This window comes from Terrabacter sp. NPDC000476, assembly GCF_040300125.1.
In the GTDB taxonomy this organism is placed as follows: Bacteria; Actinomycetota; Actinomycetes; order Actinomycetales; family Dermatophilaceae; genus Terrabacter.
On the sequence record NZ_JBEPDF010000001.1, the window covers coordinates 1,057,633 to 1,082,830 of the forward strand.

25 protein-coding genes are annotated in these 25,198 nt (G+C 72.8%); 9 read left to right on the top strand and 16 right to left on the bottom strand.

Going from position 1 to position 25,198, the window contains the following annotated elements; all coding sequences use genetic code 11:
• Positions 1-22: 22 nt before the first annotated feature.
• The 4 genes from ABT295_RS04960 to ABT295_RS04975 are packed head-to-tail and all read right to left on the bottom strand — an operon-like array spanning position 23 to position 4,411.
• The gene (locus ABT295_RS04960) at positions 23-541 is read right to left on the bottom strand and encodes a hypothetical protein (RefSeq protein WP_352393298.1); all 519 of its coding nucleotides are present in this window, start codon (positions 539-541) and stop codon (positions 23-25) included.
• Positions 541-2,475 (bottom strand): DNA primase, encoded by a 1,935-nt coding sequence (dnaG, locus tag ABT295_RS04965; RefSeq protein WP_352393299.1) that lies wholly within the window; start codon positions 2,473-2,475, stop codon positions 541-543. Before dnaG ends, ABT295_RS04960 begins: the two co-directional genes overlap by 1 nt.
• 49 nt (positions 2,476-2,524) lie before the next feature.
• On the bottom strand, positions 2,525-3,754 hold the full coding sequence (locus ABT295_RS04970; RefSeq protein ID WP_352393300.1) for a deoxyguanosinetriphosphate triphosphohydrolase: 1,230 nt from the start codon (positions 3,752-3,754) through the stop codon (positions 2,525-2,527).
• Between the two features lie 9 nt (positions 3,755-3,763).
• Positions 3,764-4,411, bottom strand: coding sequence for a YdeI/OmpD-associated family protein (locus ABT295_RS04975; RefSeq protein WP_352393301.1), 648 nt, complete (start codon positions 4,409-4,411; stop codon positions 3,764-3,766).
• A gap of 45 nt (positions 4,412-4,456) precedes the next feature.
• Between ABT295_RS04975 and ABT295_RS04980 the strand changes: the two genes are divergently transcribed.
• Entirely contained in the window at positions 4,457-5,158 is a 702-nt protein-coding gene (locus tag ABT295_RS04980) for a hypothetical protein (RefSeq protein WP_352393302.1), read from the top strand.
• A 24-nt stretch (positions 5,159-5,182) separates the two neighbouring features.
• Here ABT295_RS04980 and dusB read toward each other — a convergent pair whose 3' ends face one another.
• A complete protein-coding gene (dusB, locus tag ABT295_RS04985; RefSeq protein ID WP_352393303.1) occupies positions 5,183-6,403 on the bottom strand; it encodes a tRNA dihydrouridine synthase DusB in 1,221 nt (406 codons plus the stop codon).
• An 18-nt stretch (positions 6,404-6,421) separates the two neighbouring features.
• Complete coding sequence (locus tag ABT295_RS04990) at positions 6,422-7,180, bottom strand: alpha/beta fold hydrolase (RefSeq protein ID WP_352393304.1); 759 nt, start codon at positions 7,178-7,180, stop codon at positions 6,422-6,424.
• Between the two features lie 25 nt (positions 7,181-7,205).
• On the opposite strand from ABT295_RS04990, the gene ABT295_RS04995 reads away from it, so the two are divergent.
• Positions 7,206-8,036, top strand: coding sequence for a sulfurtransferase (locus tag ABT295_RS04995; protein WP_352393305.1), 831 nt, complete (start codon positions 7,206-7,208; stop codon positions 8,034-8,036).
• 97 nt (positions 8,037-8,133) lie between these two features.
• Here ABT295_RS04995 and ABT295_RS05000 read toward each other — a convergent pair whose 3' ends face one another.
• Positions 8,134-8,709, bottom strand: coding sequence for a HEAT repeat domain-containing protein (locus tag ABT295_RS05000; RefSeq protein ID WP_352393306.1), 576 nt, complete (start codon positions 8,707-8,709; stop codon positions 8,134-8,136).
• Between the two features lie 74 nt (positions 8,710-8,783).
• Positions 8,784-10,178 carry a glycine--tRNA ligase gene (locus tag ABT295_RS05005; RefSeq protein WP_352393307.1) on the bottom strand — a complete coding sequence of 465 codons (1,395 nt, stop codon included), beginning with the start codon at positions 10,176-10,178 and terminating at the stop codon, positions 8,784-8,786.
• 78 nt (positions 10,179-10,256) lie between these two features.
• Here ABT295_RS05005 and ABT295_RS05010 point away from each other — a divergent pair, with 78 nt between their 5' ends.
• The 5 genes from ABT295_RS05010 (at position 10,257) to ABT295_RS05030 (ending at position 13,921) form a co-directional block, all read left to right on the top strand.
• A complete protein-coding gene (locus ABT295_RS05010; RefSeq protein WP_352393308.1) occupies positions 10,257-10,544 on the top strand; it encodes a DUF6703 family protein in 288 nt (95 codons plus the stop codon).
• Between the two features lie 68 nt (positions 10,545-10,612).
• Complete coding sequence (locus ABT295_RS05015) at positions 10,613-11,596, top strand: metal ABC transporter substrate-binding protein (protein WP_352393309.1); 984 nt, start codon at positions 10,613-10,615, stop codon at positions 11,594-11,596.
• Complete coding sequence (locus ABT295_RS05020) at positions 11,593-12,426, top strand: metal ABC transporter ATP-binding protein (RefSeq protein ID WP_352393310.1); 834 nt, start codon at positions 11,593-11,595, stop codon at positions 12,424-12,426. The genes ABT295_RS05015 and ABT295_RS05020 overlap by 4 nt, the downstream gene beginning before the upstream one ends.
• Complete coding sequence (locus ABT295_RS05025) at positions 12,423-13,493, top strand: metal ABC transporter permease (RefSeq protein WP_352393311.1); 1,071 nt, start codon at positions 12,423-12,425, stop codon at positions 13,491-13,493. Before ABT295_RS05020 ends, ABT295_RS05025 begins: the two co-directional genes overlap by 4 nt.
• Positions 13,490-13,921 (top strand): Fur family transcriptional regulator, encoded by a 432-nt coding sequence (locus tag ABT295_RS05030; protein ID WP_352393312.1) that lies wholly within the window; start codon positions 13,490-13,492, stop codon positions 13,919-13,921. The genes ABT295_RS05025 and ABT295_RS05030 overlap by 4 nt, the downstream gene beginning before the upstream one ends.
• Before the next feature lie 54 nt (positions 13,922-13,975).
• Here ABT295_RS05030 and ABT295_RS05035 read toward each other — a convergent pair whose 3' ends face one another.
• Both ABT295_RS05035 and recO read right to left on the bottom strand, forming a co-directional pair.
• Positions 13,976-14,755 (bottom strand): isoprenyl transferase, encoded by a 780-nt coding sequence (locus ABT295_RS05035; protein ID WP_352393313.1) that lies wholly within the window; start codon positions 14,753-14,755, stop codon positions 13,976-13,978.
• A 37-nt stretch (positions 14,756-14,792) separates the two neighbouring features.
• On the bottom strand, positions 14,793-15,521 hold the full coding sequence (recO, locus tag ABT295_RS05040) for a DNA repair protein RecO (protein ID WP_352393314.1): 729 nt from the start codon (positions 15,519-15,521) through the stop codon (positions 14,793-14,795).
• Between the two features lie 143 nt (positions 15,522-15,664).
• On the opposite strand from recO, the gene ABT295_RS05045 reads away from it, so the two are divergent.
• Both ABT295_RS05045 and ABT295_RS05050 read left to right on the top strand, forming a co-directional pair.
• On the top strand, positions 15,665-16,315 hold the full coding sequence (locus tag ABT295_RS05045) for an alpha-ketoglutarate-dependent dioxygenase AlkB (protein WP_352393315.1): 651 nt from the start codon (positions 15,665-15,667) through the stop codon (positions 16,313-16,315).
• 13 nt (positions 16,316-16,328) lie between these two features.
• Positions 16,329-17,144 carry a maleylpyruvate isomerase family mycothiol-dependent enzyme gene (locus tag ABT295_RS05050; RefSeq protein ID WP_352393316.1) on the top strand — a complete coding sequence of 272 codons (816 nt, stop codon included), beginning with the start codon at positions 16,329-16,331 and terminating at the stop codon, positions 17,142-17,144.
• Here ABT295_RS05050 and ABT295_RS05055 read toward each other — a convergent pair.
• The 6 genes from ABT295_RS05055 to ABT295_RS05080 form a co-directional block, all read right to left on the bottom strand.
• Positions 17,125-18,669: a glycosyltransferase-like membrane protein gene (locus ABT295_RS05055; RefSeq protein ID WP_352393317.1), complete on the bottom strand. Its 1,545-nt coding sequence runs from the start codon at positions 18,667-18,669 to the stop codon at positions 17,125-17,127. The two genes, ABT295_RS05050 and ABT295_RS05055, sit on opposite strands and share 20 nt — an antisense overlap.
• Before the next feature lie 79 nt (positions 18,670-18,748).
• Positions 18,749-20,482 (bottom strand): 2-isopropylmalate synthase, encoded by a 1,734-nt coding sequence (leuA, locus tag ABT295_RS05060; protein WP_352393318.1) that lies wholly within the window; start codon positions 20,480-20,482, stop codon positions 18,749-18,751.
• 340 nt (positions 20,483-20,822) lie between these two features.
• Entirely contained in the window at positions 20,823-20,987 is a 165-nt protein-coding gene (locus ABT295_RS05065; protein WP_352393319.1) for a hypothetical protein, read from the bottom strand.
• 42 nt (positions 20,988-21,029) lie between these two features.
• Positions 21,030-22,394 carry a hypothetical protein gene (locus tag ABT295_RS05070; protein ID WP_352393320.1) on the bottom strand — a complete coding sequence of 455 codons (1,365 nt, stop codon included), beginning with the start codon at positions 22,392-22,394 and terminating at the stop codon, positions 21,030-21,032.
• Between the two features lie 28 nt (positions 22,395-22,422).
• Complete coding sequence (locus ABT295_RS05075) at positions 22,423-24,678, bottom strand: multicopper oxidase family protein (protein ID WP_352393321.1); 2,256 nt, start codon at positions 24,676-24,678, stop codon at positions 22,423-22,425.
• A 108-nt stretch (positions 24,679-24,786) separates the two neighbouring features.
• Positions 24,787-25,152 (bottom strand): VOC family protein, encoded by a 366-nt coding sequence (locus ABT295_RS05080; protein WP_352393322.1) that lies wholly within the window; start codon positions 25,150-25,152, stop codon positions 24,787-24,789.
• Positions 25,153-25,198 lie beyond the last annotated feature (46 nt).

A 25,198-nucleotide genomic window follows, 5' to 3' on the forward strand; every position in this document is an offset into this window, starting at 1 on the left:
TGCGACGACGTCGACGACAGCCTCAGAGACCCACTTCGGCGCGCAGCCGGGCGAGGCGCTGGGCCGCCTCCCGGGCCACGTCCGTGTCGGTGAGGTCGGCGCCCTTGCCTGGCACGATCTGCTCGAGCAGGGCCCCCGTCGCGAGGTCCTGGCGGATGACGACGCGGACCGTTCGCCGGCCCGCGGTGCGGAACTCGTCGGCGAGCACGACGCTGGCCTGCAGGCGCTCGCGCAGGGCCTGCTGGAGCAACGAGGGTTCGGTGACCTGCCAGCGCGCCGGGGCGCCCCGGTCGACCCACGTGACGGTCAGCGTGGACGTCTCGCCCGCCCACGTGCCGGTCTCGGCCTCGTGCCAGGGCCGGCTCCAGGCGAGCTCGTCGCCGGGCCCGACGAAGGCCAGGTGGTGCGTCGTCGCGACGACGTGGCCACCCGTCCGCTCGTCGCGCGCCCAGGCGAGCACGGACGCCCCGCCGTCGAGGGGCACGGCCGCCCGCACGGGTGCAGGCAGCGCCGGCCGGCGCCGCCGTTCGAAGAGTGCCATCAGCCCATCCCTGCCTTGATCGCCGCGAGCTCGCGCTGGAGCGTCTGCAGCTGGATGCCGAGCTCGCGCGTGCGCTCGGGCGACGGCTCCTCGGCGTGGTCGAGCCGGCGCATCTCGCTCATCGAGTCGGCGATCTGCCGGGTCAGCGCGATGGTGCGCACCCGGTCGAAGAGCTCGTCGACGTAGCGCGAGGTGGGCAGGCCGGTGTTGGGGTCCATCCGCGTCGGCAGCGTGTCGACGGCCAGCTCGCTCACGAGGCCGGCGACCGGGCTCGGGGCGGCCTCGGTGACGGCCGACGTCCAGACCCGCACGTTGCCCTTGTCGGTGCCGTGGTGGGCGATCCGGATGCCGTCGAAGACCGCGCGGTGCGCGGGCGCCGAGAAGGCGTCGGGCGTCAGCAGGTCGATGGCTCCCGGCTTGAAGACCGTCGGGAACTGCAGGAGCACCTGGAGCAGCTGCCGCTCGGCGTGCACGACGGGGTCGCGCCGGTCGGGCAGCGGCATGCCCATCGCCTCGGCGGGCGACCCGACGGGCTCGGCCTCGTCGCGGCCACCGTTCCGCGCGCCCGCCCGGTCGGCGCGCGCGTCGTCGTCGACCTTGAGCTTGCCGGCCCGCGACACCTCGGTCGCCACCTGCTCGACGTCGAGACCGAGCATGCCCGAGACCTCGCGGGTGTACTCGGGTCGCAGCGACTGGTCGCGGATCGCGGCGATGATGGGGGCCACCGCGCGCACCGCCTGGATGCGGCCCTCCGCCGTGCCCACGTCGAAGCGCTTGATCGTCGTGCGCACCGCGAACTCGAACATCGGGACCGCGTCCTCGATGAGCGCCTGCACGGCCGGGTCACCCCCGGCCTGGCGCAGCTCGCACGGGTCCTTGCCCGACTTCTCGACGGCGACGAACGACTGCGAGGTCCACTTCTCGTCGTCGGCGAAGGCACGCATGGCCGCCTTCTGCCCGGCGGCGTCGCCGTCGAAGGTGAAGATCACCTTGGCGGGAGCGAGCCCGGCCTCGTCGCGCATGAGCCGGCGCAGCGTCTTGATGTGCTCGGCGCCGAAGGCCGTGCCGCACGTCGCGACCGCGGTGTCGACCCCGGCCAGGTGGCAGGCCATGACGTCGGTGTAGCCCTCGACGACCACGGCCTGGCGGCCCTGCGAGATCTTCTTCTTGGCGAGGTCGAGGCCGTAGAGCACGGTCGACTTCTTGTAGATCGGCGTCTCGGACGTGTTGAGGTACTTCGCCTCGATGCGGTCGTCGTCGAAGATCCGGCGCGCCCCGAAGCCGACCGTGTCGCCGGTGATGTCGCGGATCGGCCACACGAGCCGCCCGCGGAACCGGTCGTAGAGCCCGCGCGCACCGCGGCCGGCGAGCCCGCCGGTCACGAGCTCGTCGTCGCTGAAGCCCTTGGCCCGCAGGTGGCGCACGAGGTCCTCGCCGCCCCGGGGCGCGAACCCGATGCCGAACTGCTTGACGTGGGCGCTGTTGAAGTCACGCGCGCGCAGGAAGTCGCGACCTGCGCGGGCGGCCTGGCCGCCCAGCAGCTGCTCGGTGTAGAACTCCTCGGCCACGCGGTGGGCCTCGACGAGACGGCTGCGCCGGCCGATGCCCTCCTCGCGGGGCCGGTCGCCGTTCTCGTAGCGCAGCTCCATGCCGAGCTTCGAGGCGAGCCGCTCGACGGCCTCGGAGAAGCTGAGGTGGTCGACCTTCTGCACGAAGGAGATGACGTCGCCGCCCTCCTGGCAGCCGAAGCAGTGCCAGGCGCCCACGGCCGGGCGGATGTTGAACGACGGCGTCTTCTCGTCGTGGAACGGGCAGAGGCCCTTGAGCGACCCCGGGCCCGCGGAGCGAAGGGTGACGTGCTCGCGCACGACGTCCTCGAGGGACGACCGCGCCTTGACCGCCGCGATGTCCTCGCTGTTGATCAGCCCCGCCATCTGCCTCCTGTCGCTGCCGTGATTCTAGGTCGTCGCCGGGAGGGTCGTGTCAGCGGCACCACCGGGTGTGGAGGGCGAGCGCCCGCACGTCGGTCAGGGAGGCCACCTGGTCGACGACGACGCGCAGCCGCTCCCCGTCGTCGACGGCCGCGTCGTGGTCGGCCCGGAAGGCGACGTCGAGGCGCTCGTCGGGCGCGGCCGCGAACGCCTCGACGAGGGCGCGCACCACCTCGCGCTGCTGCGACATGACCGCGAGCCGCTCGTCGGTCGTCATCACGAAGTGGTTGGCCACCGCCTTGAGCACCGCGCACTCCGCCCGTGTCCCGTCCGGCACGACGAGGTCGGCGCCGTAGCGGCACAGCGTGCCCGGGCCGTGCCGCTCGCGGGTGGCCTGCTCGACGACGAGCACGAAGTGCCCGATGAGCCGGCTCGTCATGTCCTTGAGCATCGCGAGGTCGCTCCGCGAGCCGTCGTATGCCGTCGGCACCGCCCCCGAGGCGAGCAGCCGTTCCAGCGCGGCGCCCAGCGCGTCGGCGCCGAGGTCGGGGGCGTAGGTGCGACCGGCGACGTCGAGCACGGCGGCCAGGTCGCGCGAGTGCAGCACCCGCGGGTCGAGCCAGCCCGAGGCGATGGCGTCCTCGACGTCGTGCACCGAGTAGGCGACGTCGTCCGACCAGTCCATCACCTCGGCCTCGAGGCAGCGGACCCCCGGCCGCGCGCCCTCGCGGATCCAGTCGAAGACCGGCCGGTCGGAGGGGTAGACGCCGAACTTGCGCGTGCCGTGCGGCCCCTCGCCCCGCGCCCACGGGTACTTCGTCGACGCGTCGAGGCTGGCCCGGGTCAGGTTCAGCCCGGCCGGGCGACCGTCGGCGTGGGCCCGCTTGGCCTCGAGCCGGGTCAGCAGGCGCAGGGTCTGGGCGTTGCCCTCGAACCCCCCGATGTCCGAGGCGATCTCGTCGAGCACGGTCTCGCCGTTGTGGCCGAACGGCGGGTGCCCGAGGTCGTGGGAGAGGCAGGCGGTGTCGACGACGTCGGCGTCGCAGCCGAGGGCGGCGCCGAACTCCCGACCGATCTGCGCCACCTCGAGCGAGTGCGTGAGGCGGTTGCGCACGAAGTCGTCGTGCCCGGGCGCGAGCACCTGGGTCTTGGCCGCGAGCCGGCGCAGCGCCGACGAGTGCACGACGCGCGCCCGGTCGCGGGCGAAGTCGTCACGGTCCGCGCGCTTCTGGGCAGGGTCCTCCGCCACCCAGCGCTCCCGGTCCCGACCCTCGTAGCCCACACCGGGACTCTAGACGGGCGGCTCCTGCTCGGCGCGGAAGCGACGCACCCAGGCCGGCTCCCCGCCGTAGCGCTGGGTCTTGATGAGGCGGGCGTGCGCGCAGTCGTCGACGAGCTCGGCCATCCTCCGGTCCCGCGTCGCCTCCTGCTTGGCCGTGACGACCCAGTTCGTCGCGAGCTTGCGGTACGACGCGGTCGCGGCGTCCCAGAACGCCGACGCCCGGGCGTCGGCCCGCAGCTGCGCCTCGTAGGCCTCCGGCCAGCTGCGCTCCCGGTTCTCGTAGGCGTAGACGCCGGAGCGGTCCTCGCGCCGCCGCTCGAACGCCGCCAGACCTGCGGGGCGCATGCGCCCCTGCGCCGTGAGCTCGGCCACGGCGCTTATGTTGATCGTGCTCCAGTTGCTCCCGGGCTTGCGCGGCGTCCAGCGCTGGCGCACCGCGTCGTCGTCGATGCGCTGCGCCATCGAGTCGATCCACCCGAAGCACAGTGCCTCGCGCACCGCCTCGGCCCACTGCAGGCCGCGCGGCTCCACGTGCTTCTTGTTGAGCCCCATCCAGAGCTCGGTGGCGTGCTCGTGGTTCGCCTCGAGCCAGGCCCGGAAGTCGTCGGCGTCGTCGAAGAACGTCGCGGGGCGCTCCACCGACCCTCCCTCTCTCATGGCCCGATCCTGCCACCGGGCACCGACACTGAGAGGATCGGCGACGTGACCGACCGCATCGTCCTCGCCGCCCGCAACAACGCCCTCTGGTGCGACGCCGTGGCCCGCTCGCACGGCGTCTCGACGACGCTCGATGCCGACGCGTGGACGGCCGCCACCCGCACCCCGCCCTACTACCCCGACGCCGTCACGCTCTCGCCCACCGTCGGCGAGTACGACGTGCTGGCCCGTGTCGACGGCTCGGACGGCTGCTCGGTCAAGGACTCGTGGGCCCGGCTCGACCTCGCCCCGGAGGACTTCGCGCGCCTCGTCGTCGGGGAGTGGGTCTGGCTCGACCCCCGGACGCCGACGGGCGACGCCGGCCCGGGGTGGCGCCCCGTGACCTCCGCCACGGGGATGGCCGCCTGGGTGCGCGCCTGGGCCAGCGACCCCGACGCCGAGGCGATCCTGCAGCCCACCCTGCTCGACGAGCCCGGTGTCCACGTCCTCGCCCAGCACGCGGGCTCCGCCGACGACGCGCCCGTCGTGGCCGGCGCGATCGTCCACGTCACCGGCGAGGTGGCCGGGATCGGCAACGTCTTCACGCTCGACGGCGACGCCCACCGTGCGTGGGCGCAGGCGGCCGCTGTCGCGCGCACCGTCGCGGACGGTCTTCCGCTCGTGGGCTGGGAGGCCGGGGACAGCCTCGACGCCGCGCTCGCCGCCGGGGCGGAGCAGCTCGGTCCGCTCGCCGTCTGGCTGAGGTGAGGGTCGGGCGGGGTCGGCGGAGGCTCAGCCGCCGCTGACCGACAGCTCGGCCTCCGCGATGGTGCGCCGGTGCTCCTCCGAGAGCTCGCGCGACTCGAGCCAGCGGTCGGGCAGAGCGACGGTGCGCGACGATCCGGCCCGTCCGCGCTGGCCCTCGGCGGCCTCGCCGGGCCACGGCGCGTCGGGGTCGAGCGTCGCGAGCAGGTCGTCGAGCGCCGCCATCGAGTCGACGAGCGCGAGGCTGTTGCGGATCGTCGAACCGGCCGGGAACCCCTTGAGGTACCACGCGATGTGCTTGCGGATGTCGCGGCAGGCGCGCTCCTCCTCGCCGTAGAAGTCGCAGAGGTAGGCCGTGTGCGTCCGCAGCGTCTCGGCGACCTCGCCCAGGGTCGGCGTCACCCGCGCCGAGGTGCCCGCGAAGGCCGCCGCGAGGTCGGTGAAGAGCCACGGGCGACCGAGGCAGCCGCGGCCGACGACGACGCCGTCGCAGCCGGTCTCGCGGACCATGCGCAGGGCGTCCTCGGCCGACCAGATGTCGCCGTTGCCGAGCACCGGGATGCTCGTCACGGTCTCCTTGAGCATCCGGATGGCGCTCCAGTCGGCGGTGCCGGAGTAGGCCTGCGACGCCGTGCGACCGTGCAGGGCCACGGCCGCGACTCCCTCGGCCTCTGCCGTGAGGCCGGCGTCGAGGAAGGTGAGGTGGTCGTCGTCGATGCCCTTGCGCATCTTGACGGTGACGGGGATGTCGCGCTTGGCGCCCTCCTCGACGACGGCGCCCACGATGGCCTTGAAGAGGTCCTTCTTCCACGGCAGCGCCGAGCCGCCGCCCTTGCGGGTCACCTTGGGCACCGGGCAGCCGAAGTTGAGGTCGATGTGGTCGGTGCGGTCCTCGGTGACGAGCATGCGCGCCGCGGCCCGGGCCGTCGCCGGGTCGACGCTGTAGAGCTGGATCGAGCGCGGGTTCTCCTCCGGGTCGTGCTCGATGAGCCGCATCGACTCGGGGGTGCGCTCGACGAGGGCGCGCGAGGTGATCATCTCGCTGACGTAGAGGCTCGTCGCGCCGCTCGCCCCGCCGATCGCGCGCCCTTCGTTGCCGTACTCGCGGCACAGGCGGCGGAAGGCGCGGTTCGTGATGCCGGCCATCGGGGCGAGCACGACGGGCGACTCGATGACGTGGCGCCCGATCCGCAGCGGGGGCAGCACGGCGCCCGGGGTCTCGGTCACGGGGGTCAGAACGTCGGTCACCCACCCGATTCTCCCCGCTCAGCCGCCGCGCGCCGAATCGGCGACCCCGCCGGAGGGCTCGGCGATCTCCTCCGCGAAACGGAGCAGCGCCTCGGCGAACGCCACGGGCTGGTCGAGGTTGGCCAGGTGGCCCGCGCCGGGCAGCACCACCTCGCGGGCCCGCGGGCACGCGCGGCGGAAGGCCCGCGCCCCGAGGCGCATCTGGTCGAAGCGCCCGTTGAGGAGCAGGACGGGGCACTCGACCGCGCGGAGCATCGCCGGGCGGCACCGGGCCATGACCTCGCGCCAGGCCGCCCCGGTCGGCGCGAAGTAGTAGCCGCCCGCGATGACCGGCTCGATGCGCTCGGCCGGGTAGAGCCGGCGCAGCACCCGGTCGTTGACGCGGGTCATCCGCGTGGGGCCGACCCGGTCGGTGAGGGCGGCCACGCCGCGGTAGACCGCGGCGCCAGGGCCGGTGGGCGTGGCGCTCGAGTCGGCGAGCACGAGTCCGTCGAGCGCGTCGGGGTGCGCCGCGGCATACGTCATCGCGGCGTAGCCGCCGAGCGAGTGCCCGACGAGCACGACCACCCGGCGGGGCACGGTCCTCGCGGCGGCGCGCACGGCCTCGTCGACGACCTCGACGCAGCGGTCCAGCGTGAAGGCCTCCGCGGCGCGCGTGCCGTGCCCGGGCAGGTCGACGAGCGTCACGTCGACGCGCCCCCGCAGCAGCGGCAGCTGGGGCGCCCACTGGCTGCTCGCCAGCCGCGAGCCGTGCACGAGGACCAGATGAGCACGCACGTGCCGAGGATGCCACGATGGCGGCATGACCCACCTCCTTCGCGCCGAACAGCTCGCAGCCGAGATCGAGGACGTCGTGGTGCTCGACGTGCGGTGGGCGCTGTCGACGGCGAACACGCCGGCCGGCCGGGCCGACTACGACGCCGGCCACGTGCCGGGGGCGTTCTTCGTCGACCTCGACGCCGAGCTCGCGGGACCGGCCGGCGACGGTGGCCGCCACCCGCTGCCCGCGCCCGAGGTCGTGCAGGGGCTCGTCCGCCGGGCCGGCATCACCGAGCACAGCCGGGTCGTCGTCCTCGACGCCCGGGAGTCGTATGCCGCCGCGCGGGCCTGGTGGGTGCTGCGCTGGGCCGGCGTGCCTGACGTGCGCGTGCTCGACGGCGGCCACGCCGCGTGGGTGGCCGCGGGCCTGCCGGTCTCGACCGCGGCACCGGCCGACCGGCACGGCGACATGGTGGTGCGCCCCGGGGCCCTGCCGACCCTCGATGCCGAGGCCGCGGCCGCGGTCGCCCGCGACGGTCTGCTCCTCGACGTGCGCGCGCCGGAGCGCTACGCCGGCGAGACCGAGCCGATCGACCCCGTGGCCGGGCACGTGCCGGGCGCCGTCAACAGTCCGACCGCTGCGTGGCTGACGGCCGACGGCACCTTCCGGCGCGACCTCGCCGAGCACTGGGCGGCGGTGCGGGCCGGGCACGACGGTCCGGTCGGGGTCTACTGCGGCTCGGGCGTCACCGCCGCGCACCACCTGCTCGCGCTCGCCGAGCTCGGCGTCGACGCCACGCTCTACCCCGGCTCGTGGAGCGAGTGGATCCGCGACCCCGAGCGCCCCGTCGCGACCGGCCACTCCCCGGGCTGAGGGCTGACGGCTGAGTCGCCGCGGAACCTGTGGCGCCCCTCGCGATCGGATACTGCTCCGTTTTCGGGAGCAGGATCCGATCGCGCCGGGTGCAGCCTCAGAGGTCCCGGTCGAGGCGCCGCGCCAGGACGCCGAGGGCCCTGACCGCGGCGCTGCGGACCGCGACGTCCGGGTCGTCGAGTGCGTCGTGCAGGGCGGCCGCGTGCTCGGCCTCACCGACAGCACCGATGGCCCGTGCGGCGGCGGCCCGCACCCTCGGGACGTCGTCGGCGCTCACGAGCTCGGCACAACGGTCGGCCGCCGGCCCGACCTCCCAGCGGGTCGACACCTTCGCGCACATCTCACGCACCCGCCACGCGGGATCGGCGAGCGCGGCGACGACCTGCGCCTCGCACCGGTCGGACCACACATGGAGAAGGGTCCGCGCCGCCCACACCCGCGACCAGTAGCGCGTGTGCTCGTCCAGGCGCTCCGGCGACCCCCAGCCCGTCGCCGCCCTGCCCCCGACCCAGCCGACGTCGGGCAGGGCGGGGTCGCCCCAGACGGCCCGGCCGGCCAGCAGGTCGGCGCACCACGCGGTCAGCACCTCGTCGCCCAGCGCGTCGGCCGCCGCCCGGGCGCGGAGACCGGGGGTCGCCCGCAGCACGTCCTCGCCCGCCCGTGACCCGGCCACTCACGCAGTATGCCGCCCGCCCGGGTGGGCGAGCGGCATACGTCGGCGTGGGTGCCTCGGCGATCGGCGGCCGGTCAGCAGCCGATCAGGCGCGCGGCGAGGTAGCCCTCGACCTGGTCGAGCGCGATGCGCTCCTGCGCCATGGTGTCGCGCTCGCGGATCGTCACGGCCTGGTCCTCGAGCGTGTCGAAGTCGACGGTGATGCAGAACGGCGTGCCGATCTCGTCCTGGCGGCGGTAGCGCTTGCCGATCGCGCCGGCGTCGTCGAAGTCGATGTTCCAGTGGCGACGCAGTGTCGCGGCGAGGTCACGGGCCTTCGGCGAGAGGTCGGCGTTGCGCGAGAGCGGCAGCACCGCGGCCTTGACCGGCGCGAGGCGCGGGTCGAGGCGCAGCAGGACGCGCTTGTCGACGCCACCCTTGGTGTTGGGCGCCTCGTCCTCGGTGTACGCGTCGACGAGGAAGGTCATGAGCGACCGCGAGAGGCCGGCTGCCGGCTCGATGACGTACGGCGTGTACTTCTCACCCGTCGTCTGGTCGAAGTAGACGAGGTCGGTGCCGGAGTGCTTGCTGTGCGTCGACAGGTCGAAGTCGGTGCGGTTCGCGATGCCCTCGAGCTCGCCCCACTCCGAGCCGGCGAAGCGGAACCGGTACTCGATGTCCACGGTGCGCTTCGAGTAGTGCGAGAGCTTCTCGGGGGCGTGCTCGTAGTGCCGCAGGTTCTCGGGGTCGATGCCGAGGTCGACGTACCAGCGGGTGCGCTCCTCGAGCCAGTACTGCAGCCACTCCTCGTCCTCGCCGGGCTTGACGAAGAACTCCATCTCCATCTGTTCGAACTCGCGGGTGCGGAAGATGAAGTTGCCGGGCGTGATCTCGTTGCGGAAGCTCTTGCCGGTCTGGGCGATGCCGAACGGCGGCTTCTTGCGCGAGGCCTGCATGACGTTGTTGAAGTTGACGAAGATGCCCTGGGCCGTCTCGGGGCGCAGGTAGTGCAGGCCCGCCTCGTCCTCGATGACGCCGAGGTAGGTCTTGAGCATCATCTGGAAGTCGCGCGGCTCGGTCCAGCGGCCCTTGGTGCCGCAGTCGGGGCAGACGACGTCGGTCATCGGGACCGTGTCGGGGTCCTCGATGCCCTTCTTCTCCGCGAGCGCCTCCTGCAGGTGGTCCTGGCGACGGCGCTTGTGGCAGTTGAGGCACTCGACGAGGGGGTCGGTGAAGGTGCCGACGTGGCCGGAGGCGACCCACGTCTCACGCGGCAGGATGATCGAGGAGTCGAGGCCGACGACGTCGTCGCGGCTCGTGACCATGGACTTCCACCACTGGCGGCGGATGTTCTCCTTGAGCTCGACGCCGAGGGGGCCGTAGTCCCACGCAGACCGTGTGCCTCCGTAGATCTCACCGCTCGGGAAGACGAAGCCCCTGCGCTTGCAGAGGCTGACGACGGTGTCCACGATGGAAGTCTGCTTGGCCATGCCGCACAGGTTATCGGGCCGACACCGGTGCTTCGCCACGCGTCCGACGTCGACGTGCCGGTCCCCTAGGCTCGGTGCGTGGCCCTCAGCTTCCGTTCCCGTCTCGAGCACGCCTCCGTCCCGTGGGTGGAGCGGCTCAACGCCGTCCCCCGACCCGTCGCGCTCGTCGTGCTCGTGGCCCTGCTCGCCGTGGGGATCCTCACCCCGCGCCCGTGGGGCGGCATCGCCTTCCTCGTCGTGTCGGCCTTCGTCGGCTGGCTGCTCTTCCTCACCTGGCAGCGGCTGACGCTGCCCGAGCGGCTCATGCGCGTGGCCGTGCTCGTGCTCGCCGTGGCCGTCGCGATCGTACGGATCGTCCCCGCCTGAGGCCCGGCTGTGGCCCCGCCTGGACCACGATTTTGACAATCATTCTCATTGTGAGAATGATTGTCATCATGCTTCCTGCCTCTCGCCGCCCGGCACGCCGCTCACGTCGCGCCCTCGCCTCCCTCTCCGTCGCCGCGGCCGTCGTCGCCGGGGCCGCCGCCTGCGGGAGCGACGCCCCGGGGTCGGGATCCGCGGGCTCGGCCGAGGGCGCCGTCGTCACCTCGTTCTACCCCGTCGAGTTCGCGACCCAGCAGATCACCGGAGGCAAGGTCCCGGTCACCGTGCTGACGAAGCCCGGCGCCGAGCCGCACGACCTCGAGCTGGCCCCCCAGGACGTCGGCTCGATGACCCAGGCACGCCTCGTCATCTACTCCGACGGCTTCCAGCCGGCCGTCGACGACGCGATCGGCCAGGTCGACCCGGCACGCGTGCTCGACGTGGCCGACGCCGCCCAGCTGACGCTGACGGTCGCCGAGGAGGAGGGCCACGACCACGCCGGCGAGTCCGAGAGCGACCACGCCGCGCACTCCGGCGACGACCCCCACTTCTGGCTCGACCCCAAGCGCTACGCCGCCGTGGCCCAGGCCATCGCCGCGCGCCTCGGCGCGGACGACCCCGCCAACGCCGCGACCTACACGGCCAATGCCAAGGCGTTCGTCGCGAAGCTCGACGCCCTCGACGCGGAGTTCGCGAAGGGCCTCGCGTCGTGCGACTCGAAGGTCGTCGTCACGAGCCATGCCGCGTTCGGCTACCTCTCCCAGCGCTACGGCCTCGAGCAGCACGGCATCAGCGGCCTCTCCCCCGAGGCCGAGCCGAGCGCGGCGGGCCTGCAGGAGGTCTCGAACCTCGTGCGCGCCGAGAAGGTCTCGACGATCTTCCAGGAGACGCTCGTCGAGCCGAAGTTCGCCCAGACGGTCGCCACCTCGACGGGTGCCACGCTCGCCACGCTCGACCCGCTCGAGGGCATCACGACCGAGTCGGCCGGCACGGACTACTTTGAGGTCATGCGCAGCAACCTCGCCGCCCTCCAGAAGGGCCTGGGCTGCAAGTGACGGCCGCCCCGCACCGCGACGCGTCCGCACCGGCAGTCATCGAGCTGCGCCGTGCCTCCTTCGGCTACGGCGAGCGGCCCGTAATCGTCGATGCCGACCTCGTCGTGCACCCGGGCGAGATCGTCGCCGTGGTGGGCCCCAACGGCTCCGGCAAGTCGACGCTCATGAAGGGCCTGCTCGGCCTCAACGAGCGCATCGCGGGCGAGGTGACCCTCTTCGGGGTGCCCGGTCACGAGCTGCACGACCGCGCCCGGCTCGGCTACGTGCCCCAACGGCACACCTTGTCGGCCTCGGTGCGCGCGACCGCGGAGGAGATCGTCTCGACGGGGCGCCTCCCCCGGCTGGGCTGGCTCGGCCGGCTCCGCGCGACGGACCGCCAGGTCGTCGCCCGCTCGCTCGAGGTCGTCGGGCTCGCCGACCGCGCGGCGACCGAGGTCAGCACCCTCTCGGGCGGGCAGCAGCGTCGCGTCCTCATCGCGCGCGCCCTCGCCGGCCAGCCCGAGGTGCTCGTCATGGACGAGCCGACGGCCGGGGTGGACGCCGCGAGCCAGCACGTGCTCGCCGACGTGCTCGAGCGCCTCGTCGACCGCGGCGTGACGATGCTCATCGTCACCCACGAGCTCGGCGCGCTCGAGCGCCTGCTCACCCGGATCGTCGTCGTCGACGGCGGGCGCATCCGCTTCGACGGCACGCCGAGCGCGTATGCCGCCGCGCGCGACCGCGTGCACCACGACCACGACAGCCACCACCACAACGACGAGCTGCACGGCGACGCCGGACCGGTGCCCCAGGGGCCGCTCGACACCGTGCGGGAGAGAAGCACCCGATGATCGAGATGCTGTCCATCGACTTCATGCAGCGCGCGCTCGTCGCCGCACTGCTCGTGGGCACCGTGGCCCCGATGGTCGGGATCTTCCTCGTCCAGCGCCGCCTCTCCCTCATCGGCGACGGCATGGGCCACGTCGCCCTGGCCGGCGTCGCCATCGGCCTCGTGACCGGCTCGGCCCCGGTGCTGACGGCGCTCGTGGCCGCCGTGCTCGCCGCCGTCGTCATCGAGCTGCTGCGCACGCGCGGTCGCACGAACGGCGACGTCGCGCTGGCCGTCATCTTCTACGGCGGCATCGCGGCCGGCGTCGTCATCATCAGCAAGTCCGCCGACGGCACGCCCGCCAACCTCATGAAGTACCTCTTCGGGTCGATCCTCACGACGCAGCGGAGCGACCTCTACCTCTTCGCCGCACTGGCCCTCGTCATCGCCGTGACGACGTGGGCGCTGCGCCCCCGGCTCTTCGCCGTGGCCAACGACGAGGAGTACGCGCGCGCCGTCGGCATCCCGGTGCTGCCGCTCAACATCGTGCTCGCGGTGCTCACGGCGACGACGGTCGTCGTGGCGATGCGCGTCGTCGGGCTGCTGCTCATCAGCGCCCTCATGATCGTGCCGAACGCCGCGAGCCAGCTCGTCGCCCGCTCCTTCGGCGGCGGACTGCGCTGGGCCATCGGCTTCGGGCTCGTCTCCTCGGTCGGCGGGGTCGCCCTCTCCTACCCGCTCAACACCCCGTCGGGCGGCACGATCGTGCTGCTCGCCGTCGGCCTCTTCGTCGTCACGGCCGCGGTGACCGGCATCATGACGCGCGTCGGGTCCCGCCGGCACGCGGAGGCCGAGACGCACGCGCACGAGCACGGCGTGGAGTGCGGCCACCCGTCAGTGACCCACGGCGACCACGTCGACTACGTCCACGACGGCCACCTGCACGCCGCCCACGAGGGGCACTACGACGAGCACGGCGACCACGTCGACGGCCGCCACGACCTCCACGGGCACCCCGACACGCACGGGCAGCCCGCTCCGGCGGGCGCACCCGGCTCCGCCACCCCGACGACGGGAGACCGACCATGACCACCGGCAGCAGCACGCGCGACACGACGGCAGGCGCCTCCCGACGACCCACCCGGCAGCAGGCGGCCGTGGCCGAGCTGCTCGAACGCTCCGACGACTTCACCTCGGCCCAGACGGTGCACGCCCGGCTGCGGGAGTCCGGCGCCGGCGTCGGGCTCGCGACCGTCTACCGCACGCTCCAGTCGATGGTCGAGGCCGGCACGGTCGACGTGCTGCGCACCGACGACGGCGAGGCCGTCTACCGGGCCTGCTCGACGCACCACCACCACCACCTCGTGTGCCGCTCGTGCGGCCGCACCGTCGAGGTCGAGGGGCCGGCCGTCGAGAAGTGGGCCGACAAGGTCGCGAGCGACCACGGCTTCTCGGGCGTCACGCACACCCTCGAGATCTTCGGCACCTGCGCGGACTGCACCGCCGAGGCCCGCTGACGCCGGCGGCCGTGAGGGGCGGCCGTGAGGGGGGCGGTCGTCAGGGGGCGGTCGTCAGGGAGCGGTCGTCGGGGTGTCGACGGCGCCGCCGTAGCGACGGTCGCGGTCGACGTAGGCCTCGATGGCGGCCCAGAGGTCGCGGCGGTCGTAGTCCGGCCACAGCCGGTTCTGGAACACCATCTCGGCGTAGGCCGACTGCCAGAGCAGGAAGTTAGACGTTCGCTGCTCGCCGGAGCTGCGCACGAAGAGGTCGACGTCGGGCATCGTCGGCTCGTCGAGGTACTTCTTGATCGTCTTCTCGTCGACCGATCCCGGCCGCAGGCGACCGTCCTTGACGTCGTGGGCGATCCGTTGGACGGCGTCGGCGATCTCGGCGCGGCCGCCGTAGTTGACGCAGAAGTAGAGGGTCAGTCCGGTGTTCTGCGCCGTCAGCTCCTGCGCGATCTCGAGCTCCTTGATGACGGACCTCCAGAGGCGGGGTGCGCGGCCGACCCAGCGCATGCGCACGCCCCACTCGTTCAGCTGGTCGCGCCGGCGGCGGATGACGTCGCGGTTGAAGCCCATGAGGAAGCGCACCTCCTCGGGCGAGCGGCGCCAGTTCTCCGTCGAGAAGGCATACGCCGACAGGTGCGTCACGCCCACCTCGACGGCTCCGGCCACGACGTCGAGCAGCGACGCCTCGCCCGCCTCGTGCCCCTTCGTGCGCGGCAGCCCGCGCGCGTTGGCCCACCGGCCGTTGCCGTCCATGACGATGGCGACGTGCTTCGGCAGCAGGTGCGCGGGGATCGCGGGAGGCGTCGCCCCGGACGGGTGCGGGAACGGCTTGGCGTACATGGGTCTCCGGTCGGTCGGGATCGGGTTCGCTTCGGGCTCAGGCTCGTTCGACGAGACGCAACGAGCGCAGACCTCGCTCGATGTGCCACTGGAGGAAGGCCGACACGAGCCCGTTGCCCTGGCTGCGGTGTCGCTCGTCGCTCGCGTCCGCGACGTCCCAGTCGCCCGTGAGCAGGGACGCGAGCAGCTCGAAGGTCTCCGGGGCCGGGGCGCTCGAGCCGGGCGGGCGGCAGGCTGAGCAGACGGCCCCGCCGGCCTGCACGTGGAAGGCGCGGTGCGGGCCGGGCGCGCCGCACTTGGCGCAGTCGACGAAGCTCGGGGCCCAGCCCGCGATGGCGAGCGAGCGCAGCAGGTAGGCGTCGAGCACGAGGCCGGCGTCGTGGTTGCGCTCGGCGAGCGAGCGGAGCGCGCCGGCGAGCAGGAGGTACTGCTGCGTCTGCGGCTCGTGCTCCTCGGTCAGCTGCAGCGCGGTCTCGAGCATCGAGGTGGCGCACGTGTAGGCCGTGTAGTCGCGGGCGATGGCGTCACCGTAGGGCGCCAGCGTCTCGACCTGGGTCACGGTGTCGAGGTTGCGCCCCTCGTAGCACTGCACGTCGACGACCATGCCGGGTTCGAGCCGGGAGCCGAAGCGCGACTTCGTGCGCCGCACCCCCTTGGCGACCGCCCGCACGCGACCGCGGGTGCGCGTCAGCATCGTGATGATGCGGTCGGCCTCGCCCAGCTTGTGGGTGCGCAGGACGATCGCCTCGTCGCGGTAGAGGGGCATGTCCCCATTCTCCCCCGCCGGCCCGCCGCCGGCGCACCGCCACGCGTGCCCGCTCCGAGGTCGCAGGCACGTCGACCGGGAACGTGGACCGAAAGTCGGCTGTGATCGAACACGCGTTCGACGACTCGGGCTATCGTGGAGGCATGGACGTCTCACTCCAGGGCTCGCTGCTCGACCTCGGCGAGGCGATGACCCTGCGCGCCCTCGGCACCGGCACCGTGCGCCACCCGCTCGCCCACGGCGCCTGGGTCGACGTGCGGCCCGGCTGGCTCGCAGCGGGCGACGAGCTCTTCACGGCGCTGCTGCGCGACGTGCCGTGGCACGCCGAGCGCCGCCAGATGTACGACTCCGTCGTCGACGTGCCCCGCCTCACGAAGTTCTACGGCGCGGGCGAGCGGCTGCCGCACCCGATGCTCGTCGAGGCCCGCGACGCCCTGAGCCGCCACTACGCCCCCGAGCTCGGTGAGCCGTTCGTGACCGCGGGCCTCTGCCTGTACCGCGACGGCCGCGACAGCGTCGCGTGGCACGGCGACCGGGTGGGCCGGTCCCGCGACAGCGACACCATGATCGCCATCCTCTCGCTCGGCTCCCCGCGCACCCTGGCGCTCCGGCCCCGCGACGGCGGCCCGATCCCCGGGTCGACGGCAAAGAGCTTGCGCTACGCCCTCGGGCATGGTGACCTCGTCGTGATGGGCGGTTCGTGCCAGCGGACGTGGGACCACGCGGTCCCCAAGACGTCCGAGCCGATGGGTCCGCGCATCTCCGTGCAGTTCCGTGTCGCAGGCGTCCGCTGACAGGAGATCCCGTATGCCGTCCAGCCGCTCAGGTGGCCCCCTTCCCTACCTCGACCACCTCGCGGCCGACTCGGCCCGCTTCCGCGCGGTGCTCGCGGCCGCGACCGAGGACGCACAGGTGCCGTCGTGCCCCGACTGGGACGCCGACGACCTGCTGTGGCACCTCGGTGAGGTGCAGTGGTTCTGGGGCGAGATCGCCGAGCGCCGCCTCACCGATCCCGACCAGCTCGAGGCGATGCAAACGGCCCGCGAAGAACGGCCGACCGACCGGTCGGGGCTGCTCGCCTTCTTCGACCGCTCGAGCGCGCGCCTGCACCGGCAGCTCACCGACCTCGCGCCGGCCATGCCCCTCTGGATGTGGGCGGACGACAAGACGGCCGGCTACATCGCCCGGCGCCAGGCGCACGAGGCGCTGATCCACCGCCTCGACGCCGAGCTCACGGTCGGCGACCGCACCCCGCTCGACCCGAGGCTGGCGGCCGACGGCGTCGACGAGGTGCTGCGGATCATGCGTGGCCACGAGCCCGACGACGAGCTCACCCACGCGCCCGTCGCCGGGCCGGTGACGATCGCCACCGTCGACGCCATGCACGCGTGGACGGTCACCCCCGTGCGGATCACCGGCACCTGGAACGGCCGCGACATCGACGTGCAGCGCTTCCTCGTCGCCGACGGGCCCGACACGAGCTCGGTCGCCGAGATCAGCGGCACCGCGGCCGTCCTCGACTGCTGGCTGTGGAACCGGCCGCCCGAGGGGTCGATCGCCCGCGACGGCGACCCGACGGCGCTGGCGGCGGTCGACGCCGTGCTCAGCGACTCGATCGACTGAGGGGTCGGGCGCGTCGCCGCACCGGCCGGGGCGCCCAGGCGTGGACGAGCCCGGCGAGCGCGACGACGAGCGGGACGAAGGCGAACAGGTAGCGGGACCGCCCCTGCAGCACGATGGTGAAGGCAGCGATCCCGAGCACCGAGACCGCGACGAGCAGGGTCTCGCGGCGGTAGGGCACGCGCAGCAGGCCCAGACCGGCCACGAGCAGCACGGCCAGCCAGAGCGCCTGGGTCAGGTCGACCCGCAGTGGGTAGGCGTCTCCCTCGAACCCGTTGAGCGCGTGGACGATCGCGGTCGGACCCGTGGCCGGGGCGAGCGTGCCGGGCAAGGAGTCCGGGCCCTCGCCCCAGGCCCAGAACATCCCGTCGCCCCAGTTCCACGCGGTCTTCGAGGCGTAGAACGCGATGCTCCCACCGAGACCGCGCTCCTCCCAGCGGTCGGCGAGGAACTGCGCCGCGTAGGCCCGCATCTGCTCCTGCGAGGCCCCGTCGACGGCGTCGACCATGGGACGCGAGTAGGCGCCGTAGTTGACGACGCCCCCCGGGCCGCGCTGCTCGTCCGCGCCGAGGGCCACCCACCACAGCAACGGTGGCGAGACCTCGGTGTGCAGGCGGCTCGCGTCGACCCCGGCGGCGGAGGTCGCCGCCGCGGACAGCCCGACCCCGAGCCCGACGAAGGCGATGGCCGAGACCGCGCAGGCGGCGAGCACCTGCGCTCGGCGCACCGGCGCCAGCTCGTGGTCGAAGAGGGCGACCACCGTCGTCAGCACCGCGGCGACGGCGATGACCACGGGGGTGGTCTTGACGGCATACGCGATCGCGACGGCCACGACGGCGAGCACCCACAGCACGATGCGGCCGCGCCGCTCGTCCGGCGTCAACGCCCGCGCGGCGAGCGCGACCCCGCCGACAACGAAGGGCATCGCGTAGAAGTCGGTGTAGGGCACCGCGAGCCAGGGGCTCGTGCCGACGAGCACGAGCGTGACGAGCTGCGCCGCGACGGCCGGACCCCGGCCCGCGACGCGTGCGACGAGACCGTGCACGGCATACAGGGTCACGGCCACGCAGATGCCGTTGAGCGGGATGAGGACCGCGTCGGGCGCCAACGAGAACGCCTGTGCCACAGCGGCGCCCGCGCGGTCGATGGCGAGGAGGGGGAGGTTGTTCGGGTAGAGCGAGAGGTAGTCGTAGTCGGCGGCCCGCAAGGGCTCGCCCGCCTGGAGCAGACGTGCCATGTCGAGCATGACGCGGGCGTCCCAGCCGTAGTGGTAGCGCGTCATGAGGCCGATGACCGTCGCCACGGCGCCGCCCCCGACGGCCACGACGAGCACCGCCCCTCGCCGTTTGGCCCAGCCCGGCACCCGCGCGAGCGCCGCCAGCGCGAAGAGCGCGAACGTCGCTGGCACGACCACCTGCCAGCGGTGCCCGACGTTGACGGGACGCGGCGCGACGAGCGCGACGACGGCCACGGCGACGAGCGAGACCCCGGCCAGTCGTAGCAGGGCTCGACCGACGCGGGACTCCATGGCGCCTGACGCTACCCCAACGCGGGGAGCGTCCGGCGCCCCGCCCGTGACGGCGTGACCGACCGGGCGGGGCCGCGGCTCAGGCGTCGCGCTCGGCCCGGTTGACGGCCGACACGATGGCCTTGATCGAGGCCGTGACGATCGACGGGTCGACCCCGACGCCCCACAGCACCCGGTCGCCGACCGCGCACTCGACGTACGCCGCGGCGCGGGCGTCGCCACCCGCGGAGAGGGCGTGCTCCGCGTAGTCGAGCACCCGCACGTCGGGCGTTCCCTCGACGGTCGAGAGCGCGTCGACGAAGGCGGCGATCGGGCCGTTGCCGGTGCCCGTGACGGTCAGCGACTCGCCGCCGTCGGTGACCGTAGCCTCGATGGTGCTCGCGCCGTCGACGGTCGAGTCGGTGACGACGTTGACGAGCTCGAACCGGCCCCAGGCGCGCGTCGGGTCGGGCAGGTACTCGTCCTGGAAGCGCGACCACAGCTCGGCGGGAGCGACCTCGCCGCCGTCCTGGTCGACCCCGCGCTGGACGACGCCGGAGAACTCGATCTGCAGGCGGCGCGGCAGGTCCATCTGGTGCTCGGTCTTCATGATGTAGGCGACGCCGCCCTTGCCCGACTGGCTGTTGACGCGCACGACGGCCTCGTAGGAGCGACCGAGGTCGTGCGGGTCGATGGGCAGGTAGGGCACGCCCCAGACGAGGTCGTCGATGCCCGTGCCCTTCTCCTTGGCCTCGGCCGCCATCGCCTCGAAGCCCTTCTTGATGGCGTCCTGGTGCGAGCCGGAGAAGGCGGTGAAGACGAGGTCGCCGCCGTAGGGGTGTCGCTCCCCCACGGGCAGCTGGTTGCAGTGCTCGACGGTGCGCCGCACCTCGTCGATGTCGCTGAAGTCGATCTGCGGGTCGATGCCCTGGCTGAAGAGGTTCATGCCGAGGGTGACGAGGCAGACGTTGCCGGTGCGCTCGCCGTTGCCGAAGAGGCAGCCCTCGATGCGGTCGGCGCCGGCGAGGTAGCCGAGCTCGGCCGCCGCGACGCCGGTGCCCCGGTCGTTGTGCGGGTGGAGGCTGACGACGATGGACTCACGGCGCTCGAGGTGGCGGATCATCCACTCGATCGAGTCGGCATACACGTTCGGCGTCGCCATCTCGACGGTCGCCGGCAGGTTGACGATGATCTTGTGGTCGGGGGTCGGGTCGATGACGTCGACGACCGCGTTGCAGATCCGCATCGCGAAGTCGAGCTCGGTGCCGGTGTAGGACTCGGGCGAGTACTCGTAGTAGATCGTCGTGTCGGGGACGGTCTCCTCGAGCTTCTTGCAGAGCCGCGCGGCCTGCACGGCGATGTCGATGATGCCGTCCTGGTCGAGACCGAAGACGACCTTGCGCTGCAGCGCGGACGTCGAGTTGTAGAAGTGCACGATCGCCTGCTTGCTGCCGCGGATCGCGTCGTAGGTCCGCTCGATGAGGTGGTCGCGGCACTGCGTCAGCACCTGGATCGTCACGTCGTCGGGGATGTGGCCGCCCTCGATGAGCTCGCGGCAGAAGTCGTAGTCGGTCTGGCTCGCCGACGGGAAGCCGACCTCGATCTCCTTATAGCCCATCTTGACGAGCAGCTGGAACATCCGCAGCTTGCGCTCGGAGTTCATCGGGTCGATGAGCGCCTGGTTCCCGTCGCGCAGGTCGACGGCGCACCAGCGCGGCGCGGCCTCGATGCGCTTCGTCGGCCACGTGCGGTCCGGGAGCTCGAACGGGATCTGCTCGTGGAACGGGACGTACTTCCGGAACGGCATTCCCGACGTCTGCTGGGGGTGGATCATCGCTGCACTCTCTTCGTCTGCGTCTCGCTCGGTGTCCGGCCGGACACGAGGAACTCCGCGACGAGGAGGGCCGGGGTCAGGCCTCGTCGCGGCAGAGAAGGAGGAGGCTCACCGCTCGCACCCGTTCACCGTATGCCGGTCGCCACGTCCCGTCCACCCCTCGGGACCGCTGCCCGCATCGTGAGACACAGGTTTCGACACCCGTCCGTAGGCCGTCGCGCGGGTCCTCGGGAGGGCCATCGGTCAGGTGGCCGCCGCGATCTCGGCCGGCACCGGCGGGAGCGGCCCCGGGTCCCCTTTGCGACGGCCGGTGGCTCGTCGCGGCCCCAGGGGTCGCGGGTCAGGGGGCGTCCGTCGAGCCCGTCGAGTCCGTCGAGCCCGTGGTGTCCGCGGTCGCGGTCCTGGCGGAGTCCTCCCGGACGTCGGCGATGTTCTCCTCCGGTCGCGGGGGCACCGTCTGGTCCTCCTCGAGAACCTCGAGCTCGTGGTCGGGCTGGCTCGTCATCCGGACTCCTATCGCTCGCGCCCACAACGCCTGACCGACACGCTACCCGCCGTCGGCGTGCCCGTGGTCCGGGACGGTGATCGTCGTGGCCGGACCCGTGACGTCACCGAGCAGGTCCGGGAGCGCACCGGCGCAGCCGGCGATCGTGACCGCGAGGACGGCGGTCACCGCAAGCGCCCGCACGTGGGCCGGGCACCATCGATCGGTCGGGTCGGTGGGCGAGGCCGGACGCACGAGCAGGCCGGCCGCCAGCCAGACCGTCACGAGCTCCAGGGCGACAGCGGCGAGGTCGGCCTGGCCGACGGCCTCGACCTCCCCCGCCCCGGGCCCGAACGGCAGCCCCACCGTGCGCGAGACGAGCCACACGAGCAACGGCCCGGCGCCGAGCAGGACAACGGCGACGAGGACCCGGCGGCCGCGCACGTCGCCGGCGCCAAGTGCGCCACGGCGCAGTTGCAGCCGGGCTTCGCGCTGCTCAGCCACGCCAAGTGCGCCACGGCGCAGTTGCAGCCGGGTTTCGCGCTGCTCCGCCACGCCAAGTGCGCCACGGCGCAGTTGCAGCCGGGTTTCGCGCTGTTCGGCCACGCCAAGTGCGCCACGGTGCGGTTCGGGCGGGGTCACCCGTCCGACGAGGAGGACGGCGACGGCGGCCACGGCCTCGGCGGCCGCGAGCACCACGAAGAAGGCGCCGGCGAGCGGCCACTCGTCGAGGTGCTCGGGCACCACGGCGAGGTGGATCGCGGCGCTGCCCGCGAGCGCCGCGGCCAGCCCGGCCGTTCTCGCGCCCGGTCGAGGCCGCAGGTCCGCCCGACGCGACCGGCGGGACCGGCGGGACCGGCGGGTCACCGGCAGGCGGCCACCGAGGGCCGCCATCACCCAGGCGACGAGGGCGAGGTCGGTCACGACGACGAGTGCGCTTCCCCAGGCGACGCCGCGCACGGCCGTCGCGACCCCGTCGGCCTCGATGCGCTCGAGGCAGGGCGCGCCGCAGCCCGGCGTCATGTGGGTCATGAGCTCGACGTGACCCTGCTGGAGACGCAGGTCGACGACGGCGCCGAGCGCGAGCACGAGCGTGCCGACGGCGGCACCGGCGAGCGCGACGAGCGCGCCGGTCCACAGCTGGCGACGGCCCCGGGGCGCCGGGCCGAACCACCGCACCGCGAGCGTCAGGGCGGCGACGAGCGCCACCACGTGGAGCGGGAGCGTGACGACGGTCTGGTGCGCCCACGTCACGAAGGGCTCCCCGGTGCGCTCGATCGCGCCGACGGCGCTGCGCATCGACGCGGCCCAGAACCCGTCGACGGCGGCGAAGAGTGCGGCTAGGGGAACGACGAGCACCCAGGGGACGGCGAGCCGACGGTGGGCCGACGGGGCACGGCCGCGGGTGACGGGCGAGGCGAGGGTCACGGGAGGACCTTCCGGCGGGGCGAATCGGCTACGGGGTGATCTCCCAGCCGAACATCATGGCGTGGTCCTCGTGGAGGAGGTTGTGGCAGTGGGCCACGTAGGGTCCGACGAAGTCACGGAACCCGCGGTAGATGACCACCGACTCCCCCGGGTCTAGCGCCACGAGGTCCTCGCGGCCGATGTCGTCGGGGTGTGCCGGGGTGCCGCGGGTCGCGTCCTTGCCGTTGCGCAGCATCGTCCGGTGCTCCTCCATGTGGAGGTGGAACGGGTGCACCCAACCCCCGCCGCCGTTGCGGATCTCCCAGAGGTTGAAGCTGCCCTTGCGCTGCGACGCCGCGGGCGTGCGTCCTGCCTTGTTCCTCAGGCTCGTGGCGACGCCGAGGGGCTCGAACTGCTTGCCGTTGATGAGCCACTCGACCTCACCGCCGGCCGCCCCCCGCTGCACCTCGAAGATCGACCGGTTGTCGAGCATCGTCTGCCAGTTGGAGGGGACCGGCGGGAGGGGCCGCATCGCGGTGGGGATCACGCTGTCGTCCTGGGCGTCGTCGCCGACGACGAACTTGAGCACGGGCACGGCATACGCGGGGTCCGGCACCGAGCGCGAGGAGTTGGTCCACATCCGTCCGTCGGGCATCTTCATGACGTCGGTCAGGTAGATGACGTCGCCCTTCGTCGTCGGCGTGCCGTCCTGGTAGCGGGTGAAGTCGATGACGACCTCGCGCCGCTTGGCCGGCCACAGCTCGAAGGAGTCCCGGGTGACCGGGAACGGCAGCAGGCCACCGTCCGCCGCGATCTGGGTGAAGCGCATGCACTGCTGCGCGTCCGGCAGGCGGTACTGGCCGTCGAGCTCGCTCCGCGTGTAGCCGAGGGAGACCGCGGACCTCGGCCCCTTCGTCGACGACATGAGCTTGAACTCGTAGATGCGCGACACCGAGGCGTCGAGGAGGCGGAAGCGGTACCTGCGCCGCTTCACCTCCATGACGGGGTATGCCGTGCCGTTGACGGTGAAGATGTCGCCGACGAGGCCGTGGTTCGGGAAGTGCTTGTAGAACGACTTGCCCCACCACTCGGGGTGGGTCGAGGGGTTCTTGGCGTCGGGGAACTCGCCGAGCTTGTCGTGGAAGTCGAGGTGGGTCGTGACACCGTCGTCGAGGCGCACGTCGAAGAACGCGAGCGGGATGTCGTAGTCGACGTCGAACGAACCGTCGGAGTGGTCGGTGCGCACACCCGGCAGACGCAGGCCCTCCGTCTCCTGCCCCGCGTCGTAGCGGCCCGGGATGCCGGCATACTCCTTCGGGTCGTAGATCGGGTACAGCCCGACCATGCCCTTGTAGACGTTCGCGCCGGTGTGGTCCATCCGGTGGTCGTGGAACCAGAAGAAGCTCTGCTTCTCGCGGTCGTCGTTGCCCGCGGGCCAGTTGAGGTAGAGGTTGTCGCACCACGAGTCCACCGCGTAGCCCTCCGCCTTAGGGCCGTAGAGCTTCGAGTAGTGCGGGTTGCCGTCGCTCTCCGGCGCGGTGTGCGCGTTGTGCAGGTGGGTGAGGAACGAGTGGTCCGGCGCGCCGAAGTCCTGGCGGTCCAGCCCGAAGGGGTTCTCGCCCAGGTTGTTGACGAAGCGCACCAGCGCCGGCCGGCCGTACTCGGCGTTGATCATCGGCCCCGGGAAGGTGCCGTTGAAGCCGTGGATCGTGCTCGGCGGCAGGTTCCTCGGCGTGCCCGCCGGGTAGCGGCGGCGGGTCTCGTCGAACGACACGGTCGGCTTGCCGTCGGGCGTGATGGCGAGCACCTTCGAGCTCGTGAACGAGTGCGGGCGCACCTGCAGCTCGATGCGGTAGACCACCGGGTCGGGGCCCCCGATGTCGCTCGTCCACAGCTGGTGCCGCTCGTTGCCGAGTGAGTTCTGCTGCCCGTCACCGGGGCCCGGCGGCTGGGCCCACGAGCCGACGTCCGAGATCGCCTCCGGCTTGAGCGCCCTCGGGACGGGCAGCTCGTCGGTGAAGGGATCGAGGACGAGCGGACTCGTCGGGAACTTCTCCAGGTAGAAGATCGCGTCGCCGAGCGCCGTCCCGGTGGCGCCGATCGCCCCGTCGAGCGAGAGCAGGCCCCGCTCCTGCAGGTAGGGCTGGCCGAACGCCTTGGCTCCGGCGAGGGCGACACCGAGCCCGCCGGCAGCGCCCAGCCGCAGCATGGTCCTCCGGGCGAACCCGCTCGTCGCGTCCGTCGCGTCCGTCGCGTCCGTCGCGTCCGTCGCGTCCGTCGCATCCGTCTCGTGGTGATCGTGCATGGCTGGACTCCCGTCCAGGTCGGTCGTCTTCCGTCGCCCACCACGGTGCCGGACCGGCCTTGTGAAATCCTTCGGGCCACGGCCCTGCCGAGCCTCACGCACCCTGCGTCAGGTGCGCTGGCAGACCATGAGCGCGTTGCCGTCCGGGTCCTCGAACTGGACGAAGAGGACGCTGCCGATGTCCTCGACGTCGGAGGTGATCGTCACGCCGAGCGCGCGCAGGTGCTGCACCGTCGCCGCCATGTCGTCGGTCCAGAGGAAGAAGCGCGGTGGCCCACCCCCGTCGACGTCCGGACGGTTCGCGTCGAGGGCGAGGCGGGTCTCGCCGTCAGTCGGGACGTCGAAGATCGTGCCCCCGTGGGAGGCGTCGCCCGGCTCGAAGCCGAGCAGGTCGGCATACCAGCGGATCGCCGCCTGCATGTCGATGACGGGGACGAAGACCTGGCCGACGCGGCGCTGGATGGGGCTGCTCATCGCGGCAGGCTAGACGACGGCGCGCCCACCACGAAATCCGTTGGCC

Coding starts and splice junctions, on each gene's coding strand:
- ABT295_RS04960 (WP_352393298.1), bottom strand. CDS start 541: ATGGCACTCTTCGAACGGCGGCGCCGGCCGGCGCTGCCTGCACCCGTG.
- dnaG (WP_352393299.1), bottom strand. CDS start 2,475: ATGGCGGGGCTGATCAACAGCGAGGACATCGCGGCGGTCAAGGCGCGG.
- ABT295_RS04975 (WP_352393301.1), bottom strand. CDS start 4,411: ATGAGAGAGGGAGGGTCGGTGGAGCGCCCCGCGACGTTCTTCGACGAC.
- ABT295_RS04995 (WP_352393305.1), top strand. CDS start 7,206: ATGACCCACCTCCTTCGCGCCGAACAGCTCGCAGCCGAGATCGAGGAC.
- ABT295_RS05005 (WP_352393307.1), bottom strand. CDS start 10,178: ATGGCCAAGCAGACTTCCATCGTGGACACCGTCGTCAGCCTCTGCAAG.
- ABT295_RS05015 (WP_352393309.1), top strand. CDS start 10,613: ATGCTTCCTGCCTCTCGCCGCCCGGCACGCCGCTCACGTCGCGCCCTC.
- ABT295_RS05025 (WP_352393311.1), top strand. CDS start 12,423: ATGATCGAGATGCTGTCCATCGACTTCATGCAGCGCGCGCTCGTCGCC.
- ABT295_RS05030 (WP_352393312.1), top strand. CDS start 13,490: ATGACCACCGGCAGCAGCACGCGCGACACGACGGCAGGCGCCTCCCGA.
- ABT295_RS05035 (WP_352393313.1), bottom strand. CDS start 14,755: ATGTACGCCAAGCCGTTCCCGCACCCGTCCGGGGCGACGCCTCCCGCG.
- recO (WP_352393314.1), bottom strand. CDS start 15,521: ATGCCCCTCTACCGCGACGAGGCGATCGTCCTGCGCACCCACAAGCTG.
- ABT295_RS05045 (WP_352393315.1), top strand. CDS start 15,665: ATGGACGTCTCACTCCAGGGCTCGCTGCTCGACCTCGGCGAGGCGATG.
- ABT295_RS05050 (WP_352393316.1), top strand. CDS start 16,329: ATGCCGTCCAGCCGCTCAGGTGGCCCCCTTCCCTACCTCGACCACCTC.
- ABT295_RS05055 (WP_352393317.1), bottom strand. CDS start 18,669: ATGGAGTCCCGCGTCGGTCGAGCCCTGCTACGACTGGCCGGGGTCTCG.
- leuA (WP_352393318.1), bottom strand. CDS start 20,482: ATGATCCACCCCCAGCAGACGTCGGGAATGCCGTTCCGGAAGTACGTC.
- ABT295_RS05065 (WP_352393319.1), bottom strand. CDS start 20,987: ATGACGAGCCAGCCCGACCACGAGCTCGAGGTTCTCGAGGAGGACCAG.
- ABT295_RS05075 (WP_352393321.1), bottom strand. CDS start 24,678: ATGCACGATCACCACGAGACGGATGCGACGGACGCGACGGACGCGACG.
- ABT295_RS05080 (WP_352393322.1), bottom strand. CDS start 25,152: ATGAGCAGCCCCATCCAGCGCCGCGTCGGCCAGGTCTTCGTCCCCGTC.